The organism is Hymenobacter edaphi, from assembly GCF_003258365.1.
Classification (GTDB): domain Bacteria; phylum Bacteroidota; class Bacteroidia; order Cytophagales; family Hymenobacteraceae; genus Solirubrum; species Solirubrum edaphi.
This window is the reverse complement of the sequence record NZ_QHKM01000012.1, coordinates 50,296-68,697: the sequence shown is the minus strand read 5'-3', so window position 1 is coordinate 68,697 and position 18,402 is coordinate 50,296. Positions and strand designations below refer to the sequence as shown.

At 67.0% G+C, this 18,402-nt stretch carries 16 protein-coding genes; 9 read left to right on the top strand and 7 right to left on the bottom strand.

Going from position 1 to position 18,402, the window contains the following annotated elements; all coding sequences use genetic code 11:
• The first annotated feature begins 4 nt into the window (after positions 1 to 4).
• Positions 5 to 550 carry a hypothetical protein gene (locus DLM85_RS22820; RefSeq protein WP_111480500.1) on the top strand — a complete coding sequence of 182 codons (546 nt, stop codon included), beginning with the start codon at positions 5 to 7 and terminating at the stop codon, positions 548 to 550.
• An 11-nt stretch (positions 551 to 561) separates the two neighbouring features.
• On the opposite strand, the gene DLM85_RS22815 is transcribed toward DLM85_RS22820, so the two are convergent.
• The 4 genes from DLM85_RS22815 to fumC all read right to left on the bottom strand — a co-directional run bounded on the left by DLM85_RS22815 (position 562) and on the right by fumC (position 4,749).
• Complete coding sequence (locus tag DLM85_RS22815) at positions 562 to 984, bottom strand: secondary thiamine-phosphate synthase enzyme YjbQ (RefSeq protein ID WP_111480499.1); 423 nt, start codon at positions 982 to 984, stop codon at positions 562 to 564.
• Positions 985 to 1,098: 114 nt separating this feature from the next.
• Positions 1,099 to 2,619, bottom strand: a complete 1,521-nt coding sequence (locus DLM85_RS22810) for a hypothetical protein (protein ID WP_133257216.1) — start codon at positions 2,617 to 2,619, stop codon at positions 1,099 to 1,101.
• Between the two features lie 161 nt (positions 2,620 to 2,780).
• Positions 2,781 to 3,221, bottom strand: a complete 441-nt coding sequence (locus tag DLM85_RS22805; protein ID WP_111480497.1) for a hypothetical protein — start codon at positions 3,219 to 3,221, stop codon at positions 2,781 to 2,783.
• A 124-nt stretch (positions 3,222 to 3,345) separates the two neighbouring features.
• Entirely contained in the window at positions 3,346 to 4,749 is a 1,404-nt protein-coding gene (fumC, locus tag DLM85_RS22800; protein ID WP_111480496.1) for a class II fumarate hydratase, read from the bottom strand.
• Positions 4,750 to 5,172: 423 nt separating this feature from the next.
• Here fumC and DLM85_RS22795 point away from each other — a divergent pair, with 423 nt between their 5' ends.
• A complete protein-coding gene (locus DLM85_RS22795; RefSeq protein WP_111480495.1) occupies positions 5,173 to 5,478 on the top strand; it encodes a dodecin family protein in 306 nt (101 codons plus the stop codon).
• Between the two features lie 175 nt (positions 5,479 to 5,653).
• On the opposite strand, the gene DLM85_RS22790 is transcribed toward DLM85_RS22795, so the two are convergent.
• Both DLM85_RS22790 and DLM85_RS22785 read right to left on the bottom strand, forming a co-directional pair.
• Positions 5,654 to 6,760 carry an energy transducer TonB gene (locus tag DLM85_RS22790; RefSeq protein ID WP_111480494.1) on the bottom strand — a complete coding sequence of 369 codons (1,107 nt, stop codon included), beginning with the start codon at positions 6,758 to 6,760 and terminating at the stop codon, positions 5,654 to 5,656.
• Entirely contained in the window at positions 6,747 to 7,361 is a 615-nt protein-coding gene (locus tag DLM85_RS22785; protein WP_111480534.1) for an RNA polymerase sigma factor, read from the bottom strand. Before DLM85_RS22785 ends, DLM85_RS22790 begins: the two co-directional genes overlap by 14 nt.
• 415 nt (positions 7,362 to 7,776) lie before the next feature.
• Here DLM85_RS22785 and DLM85_RS22780 point away from each other — a divergent pair, with 415 nt between their 5' ends.
• The 6 genes from DLM85_RS22780 (at position 7,777) to DLM85_RS22755 (ending at position 15,425) form a co-directional block, all read left to right on the top strand.
• Positions 7,777 to 9,717: a vWA domain-containing protein gene (locus tag DLM85_RS22780; protein WP_111480493.1), complete on the top strand. Its 1,941-nt coding sequence runs from the start codon at positions 7,777 to 7,779 to the stop codon at positions 9,715 to 9,717.
• 167 nt (positions 9,718 to 9,884) lie between these two features.
• Entirely contained in the window at positions 9,885 to 10,703 is an 819-nt protein-coding gene (locus DLM85_RS22775; RefSeq protein ID WP_111480492.1) for a carboxypeptidase-like regulatory domain-containing protein, read from the top strand.
• Positions 10,704 to 11,230: 527 nt separating this feature from the next.
• Entirely contained in the window at positions 11,231 to 12,064 is an 834-nt protein-coding gene (locus tag DLM85_RS22770; RefSeq protein ID WP_111480491.1) for a prephenate dehydratase, read from the top strand.
• 109 nt (positions 12,065 to 12,173) lie between these two features.
• Positions 12,174 to 13,397, top strand: coding sequence for a pyridoxal phosphate-dependent aminotransferase (locus tag DLM85_RS22765; RefSeq protein ID WP_111480490.1), 1,224 nt, complete (start codon positions 12,174 to 12,176; stop codon positions 13,395 to 13,397).
• 41 nt (positions 13,398 to 13,438) lie between these two features.
• Entirely contained in the window at positions 13,439 to 14,284 is an 846-nt protein-coding gene (locus DLM85_RS22760; RefSeq protein WP_111480489.1) for a prephenate dehydrogenase, read from the top strand.
• A gap of 55 nt (positions 14,285 to 14,339) precedes the next feature.
• Positions 14,340 to 15,425 carry a chorismate mutase gene (locus tag DLM85_RS22755; protein ID WP_111480488.1) on the top strand — a complete coding sequence of 362 codons (1,086 nt, stop codon included), beginning with the start codon at positions 14,340 to 14,342 and terminating at the stop codon, positions 15,423 to 15,425.
• Between the two features lie 42 nt (positions 15,426 to 15,467).
• Here DLM85_RS22755 and DLM85_RS25830 read toward each other — a convergent pair whose 3' ends face one another.
• Positions 15,468 to 15,923: a hypothetical protein gene (locus DLM85_RS25830; protein ID WP_207891089.1), complete on the bottom strand. Its 456-nt coding sequence runs from the start codon at positions 15,921 to 15,923 to the stop codon at positions 15,468 to 15,470.
• Between the two features lie 225 nt (positions 15,924 to 16,148).
• Between DLM85_RS25830 and DLM85_RS22745 the strand changes: the two genes are divergently transcribed.
• Positions 16,149 to 18,269 carry a M13 family metallopeptidase gene (locus DLM85_RS22745; protein WP_111480487.1) on the top strand — a complete coding sequence of 707 codons (2,121 nt, stop codon included), beginning with the start codon at positions 16,149 to 16,151 and terminating at the stop codon, positions 18,267 to 18,269.
• The last annotated feature ends 133 nt before the right edge of the window (positions 18,270 to 18,402 follow it).

Sequence of the window (18,402 nt, the reverse complement as noted above, 5' to 3'; positions counted from 1 at the left end):
CGCTATGGCAGACCCAACAAGGCTGCAGTGGCTGGTGGCGGGGGCGTATTACGTCCTTGACTACTACCCAACCCTGCTGGGCCTGATCGGCCTGTGCAGTCTTTGGCGGCCGGCGTCCGATAAACGACTGCTGCCGGGCCTCAACCTCCTGACCGCAGCGGCGGGCCTGCTAAACCTCTTGGGCTGGAGCTACGAGTTGTTTGTGGCCTGGTACAGCCAGGTGGAGTTTGAGCAGTACGCCTTCGTCAATCGGGCAACGGGACCTTATTGGTGGGCTTACTGGAGCTTGCTGCTGCCGCGTATTGGCAGTCAATGCTTCTGGTGGCCCCGGCCACGCCGCAGCTGGCGGTGGTCGTTTGGGTATGCGGTAGCGTGGGTGCTGCTGCCGGTGCTGGAGCGCTCAGTTATCATTCTCAGCGGCTGGCACCGTGACTACCTGCCCTCCAGCTGGGGCATGTTCTCCCCCGACGGGGCCCTGCGCTGGCTGTTCGGCGCGCTTGCGCTGAGCCTGTTGCTCTGGCTGCGGCCGTGGCACACGCGGCAACGGTAGCGGTACGGCAGCTACGCGCCCAGCAAGGTCAGCACCAGCCAGCGGCGGCCGCCGTCGTTGCGGTGCTCCCCGAGGTAAATGCCCTGCCAGGTACCCAGGGCCAGCTCGCCATTCGTTACCGGTATCGTCACGCTGCTGCCGAGCATGGCGGCTTTCAGGTGGGCCGGCATGTCGTCGGGGCCTTCCAGGGTGTGGCGGAAGTAGGGGGCGTTTTCGGGCGCCGTGCGGTTGAAGAACTGCTCGAAGTCGTGGCGCACCGTCGGGTCGGCGTTTTCGTTGATGGAAAGGCTGGCCGAGGTGTGCTGAATGAACACGTGCAGCGTGCCCACCCGCACCTGTTCCAGCTCGGGCAGCTCGGCCGTCACCAGGTCGGTGATGAGGTGGAAGCCGCGGCGCAGGGCCGGCAGGCGCAGTCGTTTCTGAGCGCAGATCATGCGGTGAGATAGTGAAATGGTGAATTGGTGAGTTTGATGTTTGGGCGGCCGGCACCGCGCATTTCGCGCAAGCAGAGCGGCACTCACCAGTTCACCACCTCACCATCTCACCCGTTAGGGATTCACCCGCTCGTAGGCGCCGGGGTCGGGCGCGGAGCTGCTGCGGCTGAGGTTGCGCAGGTCGCGCGGGAGCAGCGGCAGGGGCACGGCGCGGTTGCTGGCCGGCGAGAGGGTGTCGAGGCGGTAGTCGTAGCGCCCCGAGGCGGTTTCGGGGGTACGTCGGAACTTGGGGTCGGTGTTGAGCAGGTTGCCCGCGCGGGCCAGGCCGGGCTTGCCGCCGCTGTCGGCCGCGCCGAGGTACTCCTGGGTGCGCAGCACGCTGTTTTTCACGCTGATCTGCGCCAGGTAGCGGCTGCTGTTGTTGAAGAACAGCTCGTCGACAATGGAGCCCCACACGATGCAGTTTTCCAGGCTGATAACCGGGCTGATCTGGCGCGGGGGCACGCGCACCGGCAGGCCGTCGGAGAAGGTGAGCGAGGCGGTTTTGCGCTGAAACTGCGGAGTGTAGTTGGCGAAGGTGCAGTACTGCAGGTTGTAGCTACCGCCCTGAAAGCCGCCCAGCGCGTACTCGCCACAGTTGGTAAAGAGGGAGTTGCGCACGTCAAAGTCGCCCGAGAAGCTCAGGATGCCGCCGCCGTCGAAGCTCTGGCCGCCGCTGGCGAAGGTCAGGCCCGCGCCGGAAATATTGCGGAATACGGCGTTTTCCACCGTCACCTTCGGGAAGGGCGTCTGCGCGTCGGGGTTGTACACCAGCAGGCCGAACGAGGAATTCTTGATTTCGCAGAAGCGCACCACGCTCTGCCGGCTGCTGCCGGGGTCGAACTGAATGCCGGCCCACTGGCCGGGAATGTCGCTGTAGAAGCCTTCCAGCCGGTCGCCCTGAAAGCGTACGAGGCGCCGGTCCTCGGGCTTCACCTCGTCGGTGGGCTGCAGCGTGGGGTTGATCAGCAGCCGGCCCTGCACCACCACGCCGGCGCCCGCGTGGCAGTACACGCGCGTGCCCTCCTCGATGGTGAGCGTGCAGCCGGGGCCCACCAGCACGCCGCCGTAGATGACGTGGGGCTTGTCGTTGCGCCACACGGTGTTGCAGGGCAGCTGCTCGCTGAAGTGGAAGTAGGCGTTCTGCCCGAAAGCCAGCAGCTTCACCCGTTGCTCGTTGCCGTTGGTACGAAACAGCAGCTGGTCTTCCGTCAGGAAGGGCCGGTTGTCGGGCTGGGCGTTGACGTTCAGCGTGGCCTTCACCAGCACCAGCAGGCTGTCCCGGCCCCGAATGAGCACGTTTTGCCGCGCCGCGCCCGAGTCACCGTCGATGATGAGCTTGTAGGGCTGCCCGTAGGGCCCGGTCAGCCGGATTTCGTCGACGCGCACCGCCTGCTTGTTGCGGTTGTACACCCACAGGCGCTTGCTCACGGTGCGCGTCTGCACAAACACGGTGTCGAACTTCACCGTGTCGGCCGAAAACGCCAGCCGGGCGCTGCCATCGGTGGTAACCAACTCCTCCTTCGGTTCGCAGCCGGGCAGCAGCACGGAGGCCAGCATGGACAAGAGCAACAGCAGCGGGAAGAAGTAGCGCACGGGCAAAAGATGAGTAGCTGAGCCGATGAGCAGATAACGGGATGGGCCGGCAGCTTCATCTGCTCAGCTACTCATCCGCTCATCTGTCACCAATTCTGACACGCAAACCTACGCGTCAGGCGCTTAACGACGCGCACCCGCCCGAAAGTGCCCGCGCGGTTTCAGCCGGCCGGCGGCAGCTGCCCCCGGGTAAACGGCTGCTCAATCCAGGCGCGGGCGGCGGCCGGGTCGTCGAAGTAGTGCGCGTCGGGGCGGTTGGTGTGGCCGGCCTCGTTGGCCAGCTGCACGATGCGGGCCAGGGCCTGCTGCGCGCCGGGGCTAAGGGGCTTGATAATGGCCACTTTATCGAGCTTGAGCTGCACGTAGCGCGGATACCAGTGCTGGGTCAGCCACTGTACTTCCTCCTCCGGCGGCGTGGGCACGGAGCGGAAATCCGACAGCCAGGCGCGCGTCTGGTGCCGCTCGGCCAGCAGCAGAGCCTGCCAGTAGCCTTCCCGGAATTCGGCGGGCGTGGCCACGTCGGTTAGCCAGAGCACCTCCAGCAGCCGCAGGCGCGGCTCGTAGCTGATGCGTAAATGATGTGTTTCGTAAAGCTTAAGCATGAAGGTATGAGGCACGCAGAACGATTCCCGAAACGGGAAGATACCGCGGATAGTTTGTCCGGATAAGAGAAACGCCGCAACCTGGGAAGGCTGCGGCGTTCCAACGCACGGGACTAATTTTTATTTAGCGGGGCAATTCGCCCACCATGTCCTCCGGGCGCAGCCATTCGTTGAACTGTTCCTCGGTGAGGTAGCCCAGCTTCAGGGCGGTTTCTTTCAGGGTACTGCCTTCGCGGTGGGCCGTCTGCGCAATTTCGGCGGCCTTGTAGTAGCCGATGTGCGGGTTCAGCGCCGTCACCAGCATCAAGGACGAATTGACGTGCTTGGCAATGTTTTCCTCGATGGGGCGGATGCCCACGGCGCACTTGTCGTTGAACGACACGCACACGTCGCCGATCAGGCGGGCCGAATGCAGGAAGTTGTAGATCATCACGGGCTTGAACACGTTCAGCTCGAAGTGCCCGTTCATGCCGCCGATGTTGATGGCCACGTCGTTGCCCATCACCTGGGCGGCCACCATCGTCATGGCTTCGCACTGCGTCGGGTTCACCTTGCCGGGCATGATGCTGGAGCCGGGCTCGTTGTCGGGGATGAACAGCTCGCCGATGCCGGCGCGCGGGCCCGACGCCAGCAGGCGCACGTCGTTGGCAATTTTCATCAGCGAGGCGGCCACCGTCTTGAGCGCGCCGTGGGCTTCCACGATGGCGTCGTGGGCGGCCAGGGCCTCAAACTTGTTTTCGGCCGTGACGAAGGGCAGGCCGGTCAGCTCGGCAATGTGCTTGGCCACGTTCTCCGAGTAGCCGGCCGGCGTGTTGATGCCCGTGCCCACGGCGGTGCCGCCCAGGGCCAGCTCCGACAGGTGGGCCAAGGTGTTCTTGATGGCGCGCAGGCCGTGGTCGAGCTGCGACACGTAGCCGCTGAACTCCTGCCCCACCGTCAGCGGGGTGGCGTCCATCAGGTGCGTGCGCCCGATTTTGACCACGTGCATGAATTCCTTGGATTTGGCAGCCAAGGTGTCGCGCAGCTGCTCGATGCCGGGCATGGTCACTTCCACCAGAATCTTGTAGGCCGCGATGTGCATGGCCGTGGGAAAGGTGTCGTTCGACGACTGCGACTTGTTCACGTCGTCGTTCGGGGCCAGGGCCTTTTTCTCGTCGAGCAGGCTGCCGCCCTGCAGCACGTGGCCGCGGTAGGCAATGACCTCGTTCACGTTCATGTTCGACTGCGTGCCCGAGCCCGTCTGCCACACCACCAGCGGAAACTGGTCGTCGAGCTGGCCGGCGAGGATTTCGTCGGCCACGCGGCCGATCAGCTCGGCCTTCTCGGCCGGCATGATGCCCGCGTCGCGGTTGGTCAGCGCGGCGGCTTTCTTCAGGTAAGCGAAGGCGCGGATGATTTCCTTGGGCATCCGGTTGATGTCCTGCGCAATCTGGAAGTTCTCGATGGAGCGTTGGGTTTGGGCGCCCCAGTAGGCGTCGGCGGGGACCTGCACGGTGCCCATGGTGTCTTTTTCGGTGCGGAATTGCATCAGGCGAACAGACTCGGTGAAACGATGGGAATTAGGCGCGGCAAAGGTAGCACCCGGGGCCGAAGCAGGGGCGGTGCCCGGCAACAAAAGCCAAGGTTTATGAGCCGCCAGAACGGACGCGACAACGCATTAATGATACTATGTAAATATGTTTACCAAATGATTCTTAAAGCAAGTTATTCAACTTGTAAACTCATTTATCATTATTGAAGGTATTGGTAATCAGCAATTACTTACAAGTACATAACCAGACTTGTAGCGCGGGCTTCAGCCCGCGTCCGCTAAAACGGTATCGTCCGGGCGGACGCGGGCTGAAGCCCGCGCTACAAGGCAGCGACGACGCGGCCAGGTGGTTTTGCGTATAGGCCCGACGGGGCTCCGCGCCCCGTCGCTTGATTGTTCTACCGCTAACTGACCGTCCCCATGAGCACCATCAAGAAAGTCATCGAAGTGCTGGCCTCGTCTGACAAGAGCTTTGAAGATGCCCTGCAACGAGCCCTGACCGAAGCCAGCACCACCGTGCAGGGCATCAAATCCATCTACATCAAGGACCAGAGCTGCCGGGTGCGCGACAATAAAATCGTGGAATACCGCATCACCGCCAAGATTTCCTTTGAGGTGATGCACCGCTGGGAGCCGACCCACGCCGTCAGTCCGGCCGCAGCGGAAGCGCCCCACCCCAGCGGCAGCGCCACCTCGCCCGAAAACGGCGGCGGCTACAGCGGCTAAGCCAGCTTAGACCGTGTGGCCAGCAAGCAGCATGAACGTCATGCGGAGCATGACGCCCCGGAAAAGCAGCACAACACTCGTTCCAAGCACCGTCCACCCTGGCCCGACGAACACGGCGGCCCGGCGCGGGGCTCCTGCGGGAGCTGCCACGCCGGGCCGCCGCGTTTGATTGGGCTTAGTGGAAGGGCACGTCGAGGCGCACGGCCTGGGCGGCGCGGCGGCCGTTGACGATGGCCGGGCGCCAGGCGGGGCCCTCGCAGATCAGACGAATTGCTTCCTCGTCGTACTCGGCGTTGATGCCGCGCACCACCTGAATGTCGTGCACCGTGCCATCGGCCGCGACCATGAACTTGAGCTTGACGATGCCGTCGGAATGATGTTGGCCTCCGATGCCGGTTTCGGGGCGCTGCTGCTCGCGGCGCAGGTAAGTACGCAGGGCGGGGTAGCCGCCCACCGGAAACGGGGCCAGCGCGGGCGCGGGCGGCAGTTCGGCCTTGCGCTTGCCCGCTTCCTCCCGAAATGCGGGAGCGGTGTCCGTCGGGGCGGCGGTAGCCATCCGGGCCATGCTGATGGATTTGGCCGGGGCATCTGCGGCCACTTCGGCGGCCGGCGCTGGGGCGGCTGCCGGGGGGACGGGGGCAGCGGCCACCATGCCCGCCTGCTGGCTGCTATCGGCCGCGGCGCTGGCGACGGGGGGCATCGTACTGCGCGGCCCGAGGGCCGTTTTCGGGGCGACCGGGCGGGCCGCCAGGGCCGGCCGCGGCCGAACCTGCCGCCGCCGCGGGGCCGCCGGGGCGGCCGCAGGCGCCGCCGTTTCGGGCTGTACGGCCGGCGGGACGGGCGCGGCGGGTGTGATGGGGGCGGGAGCGGCGGCTATTGCCGGCTCGGCGGCGGGCGCGGCGGTGCGCTGGCGAACGGCCACGGGCGCCGGCGGGGCAGACGCCGGCCACTGCCACAGGCCGACGAAGGTCAGCAGCAGGGCCACCGCGGCGGCGGCGGCCAGCCACCAGGCTCCGCCGCGGGTGGCGGCCGGCTCGGCAGCTACACGGGCGTGCAGGCGCTGCTGCAGTTCGGCCAGGGCGGCGGGCGTGACGGCCGCGGGCGCCGCCTGCGCGTAGCCGTCGAGGGCATCGGCGCAGAGGGCACAGCTCAGCGTATGGTGCTCCACCTGCCGGCGCTCGGCGGCACCGAGGGTACCGGCCGCGTACTGCCGCAGCAGGGCTGCGGAGAGGTGCGCGGCGGCGGGCGCGGGAGCCTGAAAGTGCGGATCAGCGGGCGACATGGCTGGCAAGGGAGAGTTTGAGGTTGCGCTTCCCGTTTTGCAGGAAGCTTTTCACCTGTTTGAGGTCGTAGCCGGTGGCGGCGGCAATTTCCTGGTACGAGAGCTGCTGGCGGTAGAATAGTTCGAGGCAGCGGTGCTGCTCCGGCGGGAGGCGGGCCAGGGCCGCTTCCAGCTGCTGCAAGTGCTCCTCGGTGGGAAAGTCGTCGTCATCGTCGCTTACCAGATGCAGGGCCGCTTCGGATTCCACACCCGGGGCGCCCGGCAGGCCAAATTCCACGGTATCGGGGGCTGATTTGCGGCGGCGCAGCTCCATCAGGCAGTAGTTGCGGGCGGTGGTGTGCAGCCAGCTGCTCAGGTTCTGCACCTCGTGGCGGCGCAAATCGACGATGAGCTTCTCGAAAATCTGCATGACCGCGTCCTTGGCGTCGTCCTCGGCGCGCAGGTAGCGCAGGCACACGCCGTAGACGAGGTGGAAGTAGGGCTCGTAGAGCCGGCCGAGGTCCTGCACGTCGCCGTCGGCCCGGTAGCGCGCCAGCAGCTCCGCCTCGGTGGGCGGCGCGGCGGCGGCGGGCGTCTTGGGGCGGCGAAACAGGGAAAACATCGGGCGCAGAAACGGAATGCTAAAGATACGGAGCCGGGGCAGGCAGCCTTCCAACTCCATCACCAAGGTCGGAGCAGCAGCTGGGTGAAAAGAGGCGGCGTTGGGTAGCATTTACCCGACTACCGATTCCCGGCACGCCCCGGTGCGTCTTTTTTACCTGACATCGGGTAGTGAAGACGCGGCATCGGGTAAAACTCACCCGAACTCGGATAAAAAAGACGCGACGTTGGGTAAAATTCCCCCAAGCTCGGGTAAATAAGATGCGCGGTCGGGTAAAATCCACCCGGCCTCGGGTAAAAAAGATGCGGCGCCGGGTAAAATTTACCCGGCGCCGCATCTTTTTTACCCCCGCTTGTGGAATCCCGCCGGGGCCCGCATCAACCAGGCATCTATCACCTTCTAACTGCCTGGCTCGATGCGCACCGTTTTATGTTGCTCCTTACTCGCTGCCGCCCTCAGCAGCGCTTACGTTCACTCGGCTACGGCGCAAACGCCCCTGGGCGTGCGGCCCGAATCGGCCGTCGTGGATTCGCTCACCGTCCGCGGGCGGGTGACGGACCGGGCCAGCGGCCAGGGCATTCCCGGCGTGACGGTGCTCGTGAAGGGCACGACGAACGGCGTCAGCACCAGCCACGACGGCCGCTACAGCCTGCTGCTCACCCCGGGGGCGCGCAAAGTCACGCTGCAGTTTTCCAGCGTGGGCTACCTCACCCAGGAGCAACCAGCCCGCGGCGGCCAGGCATTGAACGTAGCTCTGTCTGCCGACGCCAAGGCTCTGAGTGAATGCGTGGTGACGGGTTACGGGCTGGCGGGCCGCGTGGCCGGCGTCCGGGTTCGGGGCAACCGCTCTATGGCGCCGAGCAAAGCCAAACGGGCTGCGGGCCCGGCCTACTTCAGCAAGGAAGAAAAAGCCCGGCGCCGCACCGAGGGCGAAGCTTACGCCCACCAGACCGAAAACCCGTTTCAGCCGGTGAGCAAGGCCCCGCTGAGCACTTTCAGTATCGACGTGGACGCGGCCAGCTACTCCAACGTGCGCCGTTACCTCACCGAGCAGGCCCAGCTGCCGCCCGCCGACGCGGTGCGCACCGAGGAGCTGGTGAATTACTTCCGCTACGACTACCCCCAGCCCGCCGCCGAGGCCCCGGCCGCCCTGCACCTGGAGCAGGCCCGCTGCCCCTGGGCTCCCGCCCACCAGCTGGTGCTCATCGGGCTGCAGGCGCGCACCGTGCCGGTGGAAAATCTGCCGGCGGCCAACCTGGTGTTCCTCATCGACGTGTCGGGCTCGATGCAGAGCGAGGACAAGCTGCCGCTGGTGAAGGCCGGCCTGAAGCAGCTGGTGCAGCAGCTGCGCCCGCAGGACCAGGTATCATTGGTGGTGTATGCCGGGGCCGCCGGGGTGGTGCTGCCGCCCACGCCCGGCACCCGCAAGGGCGACATCGTGGCGGCGCTGGACCGGCTGGAGGCCGGCGGCTCGACGGCCGGCGGGGAAGGATTGCGCCTGGCTTACGCCACGGCCCGGCAGCACTATAATAAGGAGGGCAACAACCGCGTGATTCTGTGCTCCGACGGCGACTTCAACGTGGGCGAATCCTCCGACGACGCCATGGAGCACCTCATCACGCAGGAGCGGGAATCGGGCGTGTTCTTGTCGGTGCTCGGCTTCGGCACCGGCAACCTGCAGGACAGCAAGATGGAGCGCCTGGCCGACAAGGGCAACGGCAACTACGCCTACATCGACCAGCTCGGCGAGGCCCGGCGGGTGCTGGTGCAGCAGTTCGGCGGCACCTTGTTCACCCTGGCCAAGGACGTGAAGCTGCAGGTGGAATTCAACCCCGCCCAGGTGCAGGCCTACCGCCTCATCGGCTACGAAAACCGCCTGCTGGCCGACGAAGACTTCAACAACGACCAGAAGGACGCGGGCGAGCTGGGCGCCGGCCAGCAGGTGACGGCCCTGTACGAAGTGGTGCCCGTGGGTGCCCCGCCGGTGGTGGATGGGCTGAAGTACCAGCCCGCCCCGCCGACAACCGCCGGAGCCGCGGCCACCGAGTTATTGACGGTAAAAATGCGCTACAAGCAGCCCCAGGGCCGGACGAGCAGCCTGCTCAGCCGGGCGCTGCCCGCTGCCGCCCCCGCCGCGCTGGCCGGGGCCTCCAACAACCTGCGCTGGGCGGCGGCCGTGGCTCAAATGAGCCTGCTGCTGCGCCAGTCGGAGCGGCGCGGCGAGGCCACCTGGCAGAATACCGTGGAGCTGGCCCGCACCGCCCGCGGCAAGGACGACGACGGCTACCGCGCCGAGTGCATCCGCCTGATGGAAACCGCCGCCAGCCTCACGCCCGGCGCCTACGGCCGCCGCTAGCCGAGGAAACCCGAAACAAGACCATTCAGAGCAAAGCGAACCGCAGCTCGACTACCGTCAGCCAATACCTGACGTGAGAAGGCCCGGTGCCACGTCGGCCTGCGGTTCGCACGGCTCTGAAGCCTGGAAAACCCGAAACCCCTAACGCGTACCATTCCATTCGTTTTATGACTCGTGCCACGATACACGTGCAGATTCCGCGGCCCTGCGGGGAGGCGTGGGAGGCCATGACGCCGACCGCCCAGGGCCGCCACTGTGCCGCCTGCCAGCACACCGTCACCGACTTCACCCAGCGCACCGACGCCGAAATTCTGGCCCAGCTGCGGCAGGCCGCCGGCGGCAGGGTGTGCGGTCGGTTCCGGGCGGAGCAGCTTGACCGGGCGCTGGTGCATGCGCCGGCGGCTGCTCCGCGCTGGCGGGCCTGGGTGCTGGCCGCCGCTGCGCTCGGGGGCCTGCTGCCCACGGCCGCCCGCAGCCAGGAGCTGCGCGGCAGTCATTCGGGCGGGCCGGTACCGGCGGGCGGGAGCCGGGCGGCCACCCAGCAGCTGCCAGCCACCAATTTGGCGCCAGCCGGAACCACTCCGGACGCCCCAGTAGTTACGCCAGAGGAGTCAAGGCCGGCCGCCAGGGCAGCGGGCCGTATTTCGGGCCGGGTAATCGACCAAGCTAGTGGGGAGGGGCTGCCGGGGGTGACAGTGTTATTGCGGGGTACCAAATACGGGGTCAGCACAGGCCTGGACGGCCGCTTTGAGGGACAGTTGCCGCTTTCAGATTCGGCGACGCTGGTAATAGCCTCGATTGGCTACCAGACGCAGTACCGTCGCCTGTCCCAGTACGACGGGCGTCCGTTGCACCTCGAACTGAAAATGGAGACCCTTTGGATGGGCGAAGTCGTCATCACACGCTACCCCGGTCCTTGGTACTCGCCGCGCACTTGGTGGAGCCAGCTGCGCGCCTTGCCTCGCCGCCTCACCGGGCGCGGGTAAGCCCGCCGCCCGCCTCATGCTCACTCACCATTCACTCACCTCCGCAACGGCCCGCTTCTGGCGGGTCGCTGCGTGTGTGGGCCGGCCGGAAACAGGCGCCGTTGCAGTTCTTGCCGTAGCGGCTCTGGGCTGCGGGTATTGACAGCCGGTTAATCCATTGGCCCGAAAAAAAGCTTGCATTCCTCGCCGGGCTTCTCCATCTTTGGCTTATTCGCATCGAATACCCCCATGCTGACTTCCAAGGCCCAGTACTTTTTTAGCTACTACTTCTACTACGCTCACGCGTAGCAGCGAGGCCTCTTTGTAGCAGCATCAACCCTGACTTTACAAGCGCCTCCTGCCCCGGAGGCGCTTTTTTTTCGCCCGACTTCAACCCGCTCATGCTCCGCTCCGCCTGCTTCTTTTTTGGCTGCTATTACTGCTTCTACCGGCAGCAGCGGGGCCCCTATTGCGCAGTCTGAGGCAGTTTTCTCGACCAGCACCCCAAGGGCCCCGCAGCGCGGAGGCCCTTTTTTATTTCCGTTCGCATGACGCATTCCGTTGCCATTCAGGGCTTCGCCGGCAGCTTCCACCAGATTGCCGCCGGCCACTACTTCGGGCCCCAGCTCGGCGCCGTGCGCCCCTGCGCCACCTTCGCCGAGGTGCTGCGGCAGGTGGCGCAGGGCGAGGCCGGGGCCGGACTGATGGCCATTGAAAACTCCATTGCCGGGAGCATTCTGCCCAACTACCGCCTGCTGCAGCAAGCCGAGCTGCGCATCACTGGCGAAGTGTACCTGCAGATCCGCCAGCACCTGATGGCCCTGCCCGGCCAGACGCTGGCCGCCCTGCGCGAGGTTCACTCCCACCCCATGGCCCTGCAGCAGTGCACCGGCTTCCTTGGCCAGCACCCGCACTGGCGCCTCGTCGAGACGGAGGACACGGCCCTGAGCGCCCAGCGCATCCGGGAGCAAGGCCTGACGGGCGTGGCCGCCGTAGCCGGCGAGCTGGCCGCCCGGCTGTTTGGGCTGGATATCGTGGCCGCCGACATTCACTCCGCCGCCGACAACTACACGCGCTTTCTGGTGGTGCAGCGCGCCGCCGATGCCGCGCCGGCCGAGGGCGCCAGCAAGGCCTCGCTGTACTTCCACACCGCCCACCGGCGCGGGGCGCTGGCCGAGGTACTCACGCGGGTGGCGGCCCACGGCATCAACCTCAGCAAGCTGCAGTCGTTTCCGCGGCCCGGCACCATGTGGGAGTACTTCTTCCACGCCGACCTGGAATTCGACGCGCCCGAGGATTTCGAGCGCGCCCTGGCCGAGCTGAACGAAGTGGCGGAGAGCGTGCGGGTGCTGGGCCTGTACCGAAAGGGAGAGACTTACTGAACGACACGCAATAAAAACCTCATCCTCAGGCCTCAGCACGTCACATCTCGACATAACAACCTGAATACACGCTGTGCCCCGGCACCCAGAACCACGCCCCCCAACGACCATGAACATACCCGTAGCCGACCGCCTGGCGCCCATTCAGGAATACTACTTCTCGCAGAAGCTGCGCGAAATTGAGGCGCTGAACCAGGCCGGCGCCCGCGTCATCAACCTCGGCATCGGCAGCCCTGACCTGCCGCCGCACCCGAGCGTGGTGGAGGCGCTGACCGCCGCTGCCCTGCGCCCCGATGCCCACGCCTACCAGAGCTACCGGGGCGTGCCCGCCCTGCGCCAGGCCGTGGCCGACTGGTACCGGCGCAGCTACGGCGTGACGCTGGACCCCGAAACGGAAGTGCTGCCGCTGCTGGGCTCCAAGGAGGGCATCGTGCACGTGTGCATGACCTTTCTGCAGCCCGGCGACGAGGCGCTCATTCCCAACCCCGGCTACCCCACCTACCGCGCCGCCGTGCAGCTCAGCGGCGCCACGCCCCTCGACTACGACCTGACGGCCGACCACGACTGGCTGCCCGACCTAGCCGCCCTGGCCCGGCGCGACCTGAGCCGCGTGAAGCTTATGTGGCTGAACTACCCGCACATGCCCACCGGCGCCCGGGCCTCGGCGCCGGCGCTGGCCGAGTTGGTGGCGTTTGCCCGGCAGCACGGCATTTTGCTGGTCCACGACAACCCCTACAGCTTCATTCTCAACGACGAGCCGCTGAGCCTGCTGGCCGTGCCGGGCGCCCGCGAGGTGGCCCTGGAGCTGAACTCGCTCAGCAAGTCGCATAACCTGGCGGGCTGGCGGGTGGGCCTGCTGGCCGGCCGCGCCGACCTCTTGCAGCAGGTGCTGCGCTTCAAGAGCAACATGGACTCGGGCATGTTCTTGCCGGTGCAGCTGGCCGCCGCCGCCGCCCTGCAGCTCGGCCCGGAGTGGTCGGCCGAGCTGAACGCCACCTACCGCGCCCGCCGCGAGCAGGTGTTCGGCCTGCTCGACGCGCTGGGCTGCTCCTTCGACCGCGCACAGGTCGGCCTGTTCGTGTGGGCGCGGGTGCCGGCCGCTGACGCCGACGGCTACGCCCTCAGCGACGCGGTGCTGGCCCGGGCGCGGGTGTTCATCACGCCCGGCGGCATTTTCGGCTCCAACGGCAACGGGTTCGTGCGGGTGAGTTTGTGCCAGCCGGCGGCGGTACTCACGGAGGCGCAGCAGCGTCTGGCCGAAGCGGGCTGGCCCGTAGCGCGGGCTTCCGCCCGCGTCCTCCCGGATACCGCCGCGGCTGATTCTCGTTCCTGATTTCGTTCTGAAAAACGCGGGCTGAAGCCCACGCTACTGCCATGATAGTAACTGTAATCGGCGTGGGGCTCATCGGCGGCTCCCTGGCTCTGAGCCTGAAGCAGCAGGGCCTGGCTAGGCGCATCATCGGCGTCGACCAGAACCCGGCGCACCTGCAGAAAGCCCTGGCGCTGGGCCTCATCGACGAAGCCGCGCCCGACCTGACGGCGGCCGTGCAGCCGGCCGACCTCGTGGTAGCCGCCGTGCCGGTGGACGGGCTGCTCACGCTGCTGCCGCAGGTGCTCGACCTCGTGACCGAGCGGCAAATCGTCATCGACGCGGGCTCGACCAAGGCCGCCCTGCTGGCCGCCGTGGCCGGGCACCCGCGCCGGGGCCGCTTTGTGGCCGTGCACCCCATGGCTGGCACCGAGTACTCGGGCCCCGAAGCCGCCTTGGCCGAGCTGTTTGCGGGCCGCACCCTCGTCATCTGCGACGCCGCGGGCAGCGACCCGGACGCGCTGCAACGGGTGGAAACGCTGTTTCGGCAGCTGCCCATGCGCCTGGTGTACCTCGACGCGGCCGAGCACGACGTGCACACGGCCTACGTCTCGCACATTTCGCACATCACCTCCTTTGCCCTGGCCCTCACGGTGCTGGAAAAAGAGAAGGAGGAACAGCGCATTTTCGACCTGGCCAGCGGGGGCTTCGCCTCCACGGTGCGCCTGGCCAAAAGCTCGCCCGCCATGTGGGTGCCCATCTTCCGTCAAAACCGCCTGAACGTGCTCGACGTGCTCGACGAGCACCTGCACCAGCTGCAGCGCATGCGCGAATTGCTACAGCAGGAAGACTACGCCGCCTTCGCCCGGCTCATCGAGCAGGCCAACCACATCCGCCGCATCATCAAGTGAGCCGAACAACCACTTCCCCTGCTTTTCTCTCGTCCTCAACTCTGTCTTCCCAGCCATGAACCCCACGGCCCCGCTTACCACGAAAACCAACCCGCTCCTTGCCGATAAGCCCCTGGTCATTGCCGGGCCGTGCTCGGCCGAAACCGAGGCGCAGGTCCTTGATACCTGCCAGCGCCTGGCCGCCACCGGGCGCGTAAACATGCTGCGCGCCGGCATCTGGAAGCCGCGCACCAAGCCCGGCCTGTTCGAGGGCATCGGCACCAAGGGGCTGCCCTGGCTGGTGCGGGCCCGCGAGCTGACGGGCCTGCCCGTGGCCGTGGAAGTGGCCACCGCCAAGCACGTGGAGGACTGCCTGGCCTTCGATGTGGACGTGCTCTGGCTGGGGGCGCGCACCACCGTCAACCCCTTCTCGGTGCAGGAAGTGGCCGCCGCCCTGCGCGGGGTGGACCGGCCGGTGCTCATCAAAAACCCGCTCAACCCCGACGTGGAGCTGTGGACCGGGGCCGTGGAGCGCCTGCGCCAGGTGGGCACCGGGCCGCTGGGCCTGATTCACCGCGGCTTCAGCAGCTACGGGCAGACGGAATTCCGCAACGCGCCCATGTGGCACCTGCCCATCGAAATGAAGCGCCGCTTTCCCGAGCTGCCCATTCTCTGCGACCCCAGCCACATTGCCGGCCGCCGCGAGCTGCTCCACGGCATAGCCCAGCAGGCCGCCGACCTCGACTTCGACGGCCTGATGATCGAGGCCCACCAGGACCCCGACGCGGCCTGGAGCGACGCGGCCCAGCAGGTGACGCCCGAGCGCCTGGCCGAGCTGCTGGCCGGCATCGTGTGGCGCCGCGAAACCACCGACCAGCCGGACTACCTCAGCGCCCTGGCCCAGCTGCGGGAGCGAATCAACCACCTCGACGACGAAATCCTGCAGCTGATCAGCAAGCGGATGGGGGTGGCCGAGCAGATCGGGCGCTACAAGAAGGACAACAGCATCACCATCCTGCAGCCCGGCCGCTGGCAGGAAATCGTGGACCGAGGCGTGCGGAAAGGCGCCAAGCTGGGCCTCAGCGAGGGATTCATTCACCGCTTCCTCGACGCCATTCACCTGGAATCCATCCAGCACCAGGACCGGGTGATGAACGAGTAGCGGTGCCGGTGACGAGCAGTAGCAAGCCCCGACGCCGGGCGCCTACTGCCGCTCGAAGTCCAGGGCGTTGAGCAGGGCCAGCATCATATCCGCCGCGGCGGGGCTGCGCTTGTAGCGGGCCTCGAACTGCGGATCGTACTGCAAGGGGCCGAAGTACTGCACGAAGGCGCTGGCTTTCAGGTGCTGCACGGCCGTTTGCAGCTCGGGCCGCGAGAGGCCGCGCAGCCACTGCGCGTAGGCCGGCGTGACGCGCCGCCCGCGCTGGCACAGGGCGTTGCACTCGCGCAGCAGCGGGGCCTCGGCGGCGGCGGTGGCGGGCTGGGCCATCAGGCGCTTCATCAGCCCCGCGGCGGCGTTGGCCACGGCCAGAAAGTCGGTTTCGACGCTGGCGGGCACCGCGGCGGCCGGGGGGGCGGCAGCGGGGCTGGCCGGGGCCTGGGCGCGGGCCGCACCGGCCGTGAGCAGCAAGGCCAGCGACAGGAGTAGAGCGTGTTTCATGCGAGCGGCAGGATGGAGGAGCGACGTTTACCGGGCAAGATAAGCACGGTATGCGCCAACCTGATCCAGTAGGACGCCCCGCTGCGCGTGTCGGTGCCCAATTGTCGCCCGGATGTCGGCAACGGTGCACGAAGCGGAGCTTCGCGCACCGTGCAGCCCGCCCGGGCGGGCGCGGTCTTTCGCATCCGTTCCTACCTTCCGTTCTCCCTCGTTCCCCCTCAGCCCATGAACACCTTTACCCTGCTTCCGCGCCTGGCCACGGCGGCCGGCCTGCTGGCCCTCGGTGGCTGCGCCGCTTCTGCTCCCTCGGCCTCTACCAATACCGCTGCGCCGCCGACAGCGGCTACCACTGCAGCGCCTGCCGCCGAGCCCGAAGTCCGCGGCCTGAGCATCAGCGTGGCCGACATCGACCGCGCGGCCGCGCCTTGCGACGACTTTTTCCAGTTTGCCGGCGGGGCCTGGCTCAAGGCCAATCCCATTCCGGGCTACGCCTCCAGCTGGGGCCCGCGCAACCTGCTGCAGGACCGCAACCAGGCCCTGATGCGCCGCATCCTCGACGCGGCCGCCGCCAACCGCGCCGCCGCAGCGGGCTCCAACGCCCAGAAAGTCGGCGACTTCTACGCCTCGGCCATGGACACCGTGGCCATCGAAGCGGCGGGCCTGAAATACCTGCAGCCCGAGCTGGCCCGCGTGGCCGCCGTGAAGGACCGCCGCGGCCTCATCGACGCGCTGGCCCACCAGAAAATGCTGCAGACCGGCGCCTACTTCAACATCGGCGTGGAGGTGGACGAGAAGAACTCCGCGCAGTACATCGTGGGCATGGCCCAGGGCGGCCTGACGCTGCCCGACCGCGACTATTACCTGAAAGACGACGAGCGGAGCAAGAAAATCCGCGAGGCCTACCGCACCTACCTGCGCAACACCTTCCAGCTACTCGGCGACAACGAGGCCACCGCCCGCAAAAACGCCGAAGCGGTGGAGCGCCTCGAAACGCGCCTGGCCCGCGCCTCCCGCACCCGCGTGGAGCTGCGCGACCCGCAGAGCAACTACAACAAAATGACCGTGGCCGCGGCCGCCAAGCAGTACCCGCACCTGGAGCTGCCGCGCCTGCTGCCAGCCCTGCAGTTGGCGGCCGCCAAGGAAGTGGTGGTGGGCCAGCCGGCTTTCCTGGCCGAAGTCGACAAGCTGGTGCAGACCGAGCCCGTGGCCGATCAGAAGACCTACCTGCGCTGGCACCTGGTGCGCACTGCCAGCAGCGCCCTGCCCCGGGCCTACGCCGACGAGGCATTCCGCTTTCAGCAGGTGCTGGGCGGGGCCAAAACGCAGACCGTGCGCTGGAAACGCATGCTGGCCGCCACCGACAACTACCTCGGTGAGGCCTTCGGGCAGCTGTACGTCGACGAGGCCTTCCCGCCCCGCGCCAAGGCCAAGGCCCTGGAAATGGTGGCCAACGTGAAGGCCTCCATGGCCGACCACATCCAGACCAACACCTGGATGAGCCCGGCCACCAAAGAAGAGGCACTGAAGAAACTCAACGCCCTGCGCGTCAAAATCGGCTACCCCGACGTGTGGAAGGACTACTCGGCGCTGAGCATTTCGCGCGAGTCCTACCTGCAAAACCTGCTGGCGGCCCGCCGGTGGGACTTCCGCGACGAAGCCCGCCACCTCGGCCAGCCCATCGACCGCAACGAGTGGGGCATGACGCCGCCCACGGTGAATGCCTACTACAACCCGCCGATGAACGAAATCGTGTTTCCGGCCGGCTACCTGCAGCCCCCGTTCTTCAACCCCGACGCCGACGACGCGGTCAACTACGGGGCCATCGGCGGGGTGATGGGCCACGAAATGACCCACGGCTTCGACGACCAGGGCCGCCAGTACGACGCCGCCGGCAACCTGCGCGACTGGTGGACGCAGGCCGACAACGACGAGTTTAACCGCCGCGCCGCCGTGGTGGGCCGCCAGTACGACGCCTTCTCCCCCCTCGACTCGGTGCACGTGAACGGCAAGCTCACGATGGGCGAAAACCTGGCCGACTTCGCCGGCCTCACCATCGTGTACGGGGCCCTGCAGAAGCAGCTGCAAAAGACCTACGGCAACGGCCCCCGCCCCAAAATCGACGGCTTCACCCCCGAGCAGCGCTTTTTCCTGGCCTGGGCCCAGCTGCGCCGCACCAACATCCGCCCCGAAGCCCTGCGCCAGCAGATCCTGACCGACCCGCACTCCCCCGGCCAGTACCGCACCATCGGCCCGCTGATGAACATGCCCGAGTTCTACCAGGCCTTCGGCTGCCAGCCGGGCCAGAAAATGGTGCGCGCCGAAGCCGACCGCGCCAATATCTGGTAGGCGCCGGGCGCCCCCTTTTTCCGACGGGCAGCCTGCTGGTGCGGGCTGCCCGTTGCGCGTTCGGGGCCGGTGGGCCGATGCAACCTTGCTTTACCAACCGGGCTCCTGTTGCTGATACCCTGGTGCGTTAACC

Coding starts and splice junctions, on each gene's coding strand:
- DLM85_RS22815 (WP_111480499.1), bottom strand. CDS start 984: ATGATCTGCGCTCAGAAACGACTGCGCCTGCCGGCCCTGCGCCGCGGC.
- DLM85_RS22795 (WP_111480495.1), top strand. CDS start 5,173: ATGAGCACCATCAAGAAAGTCATCGAAGTGCTGGCCTCGTCTGACAAG.
- DLM85_RS22785 (WP_111480534.1), bottom strand. CDS start 7,361: ATGTTTTCCCTGTTTCGCCGCCCCAAGACGCCCGCCGCCGCCGCGCCG.
- DLM85_RS22770 (WP_111480491.1), top strand. CDS start 11,231: ATGACGCATTCCGTTGCCATTCAGGGCTTCGCCGGCAGCTTCCACCAG.
- DLM85_RS22760 (WP_111480489.1), top strand. CDS start 13,439: ATGATAGTAACTGTAATCGGCGTGGGGCTCATCGGCGGCTCCCTGGCT.
- DLM85_RS22755 (WP_111480488.1), top strand. CDS start 14,340: ATGAACCCCACGGCCCCGCTTACCACGAAAACCAACCCGCTCCTTGCC.
- DLM85_RS22780 (WP_111480493.1), top strand. CDS start 7,777: ATGCGCACCGTTTTATGTTGCTCCTTACTCGCTGCCGCCCTCAGCAGC.
- DLM85_RS22745 (WP_111480487.1), top strand. CDS start 16,149: ATGAACACCTTTACCCTGCTTCCGCGCCTGGCCACGGCGGCCGGCCTG.
- fumC (WP_111480496.1), bottom strand. CDS start 4,749: ATGCAATTCCGCACCGAAAAAGACACCATGGGCACCGTGCAGGTCCCC.
- DLM85_RS22765 (WP_111480490.1), top strand. CDS start 12,174: ATGAACATACCCGTAGCCGACCGCCTGGCGCCCATTCAGGAATACTAC.
- DLM85_RS22820 (WP_111480500.1), top strand. CDS start 5: ATGGCAGACCCAACAAGGCTGCAGTGGCTGGTGGCGGGGGCGTATTAC.
- DLM85_RS22775 (WP_111480492.1), top strand. CDS start 9,885: ATGACTCGTGCCACGATACACGTGCAGATTCCGCGGCCCTGCGGGGAG.
- DLM85_RS22805 (WP_111480497.1), bottom strand. CDS start 3,221: ATGCTTAAGCTTTACGAAACACATCATTTACGCATCAGCTACGAGCCG.
- DLM85_RS25830 (WP_207891089.1), bottom strand. CDS start 15,923: ATGAAACACGCTCTACTCCTGTCGCTGGCCTTGCTGCTCACGGCCGGT.
- DLM85_RS22790 (WP_111480494.1), bottom strand. CDS start 6,760: ATGTCGCCCGCTGATCCGCACTTTCAGGCTCCCGCGCCCGCCGCCGCG.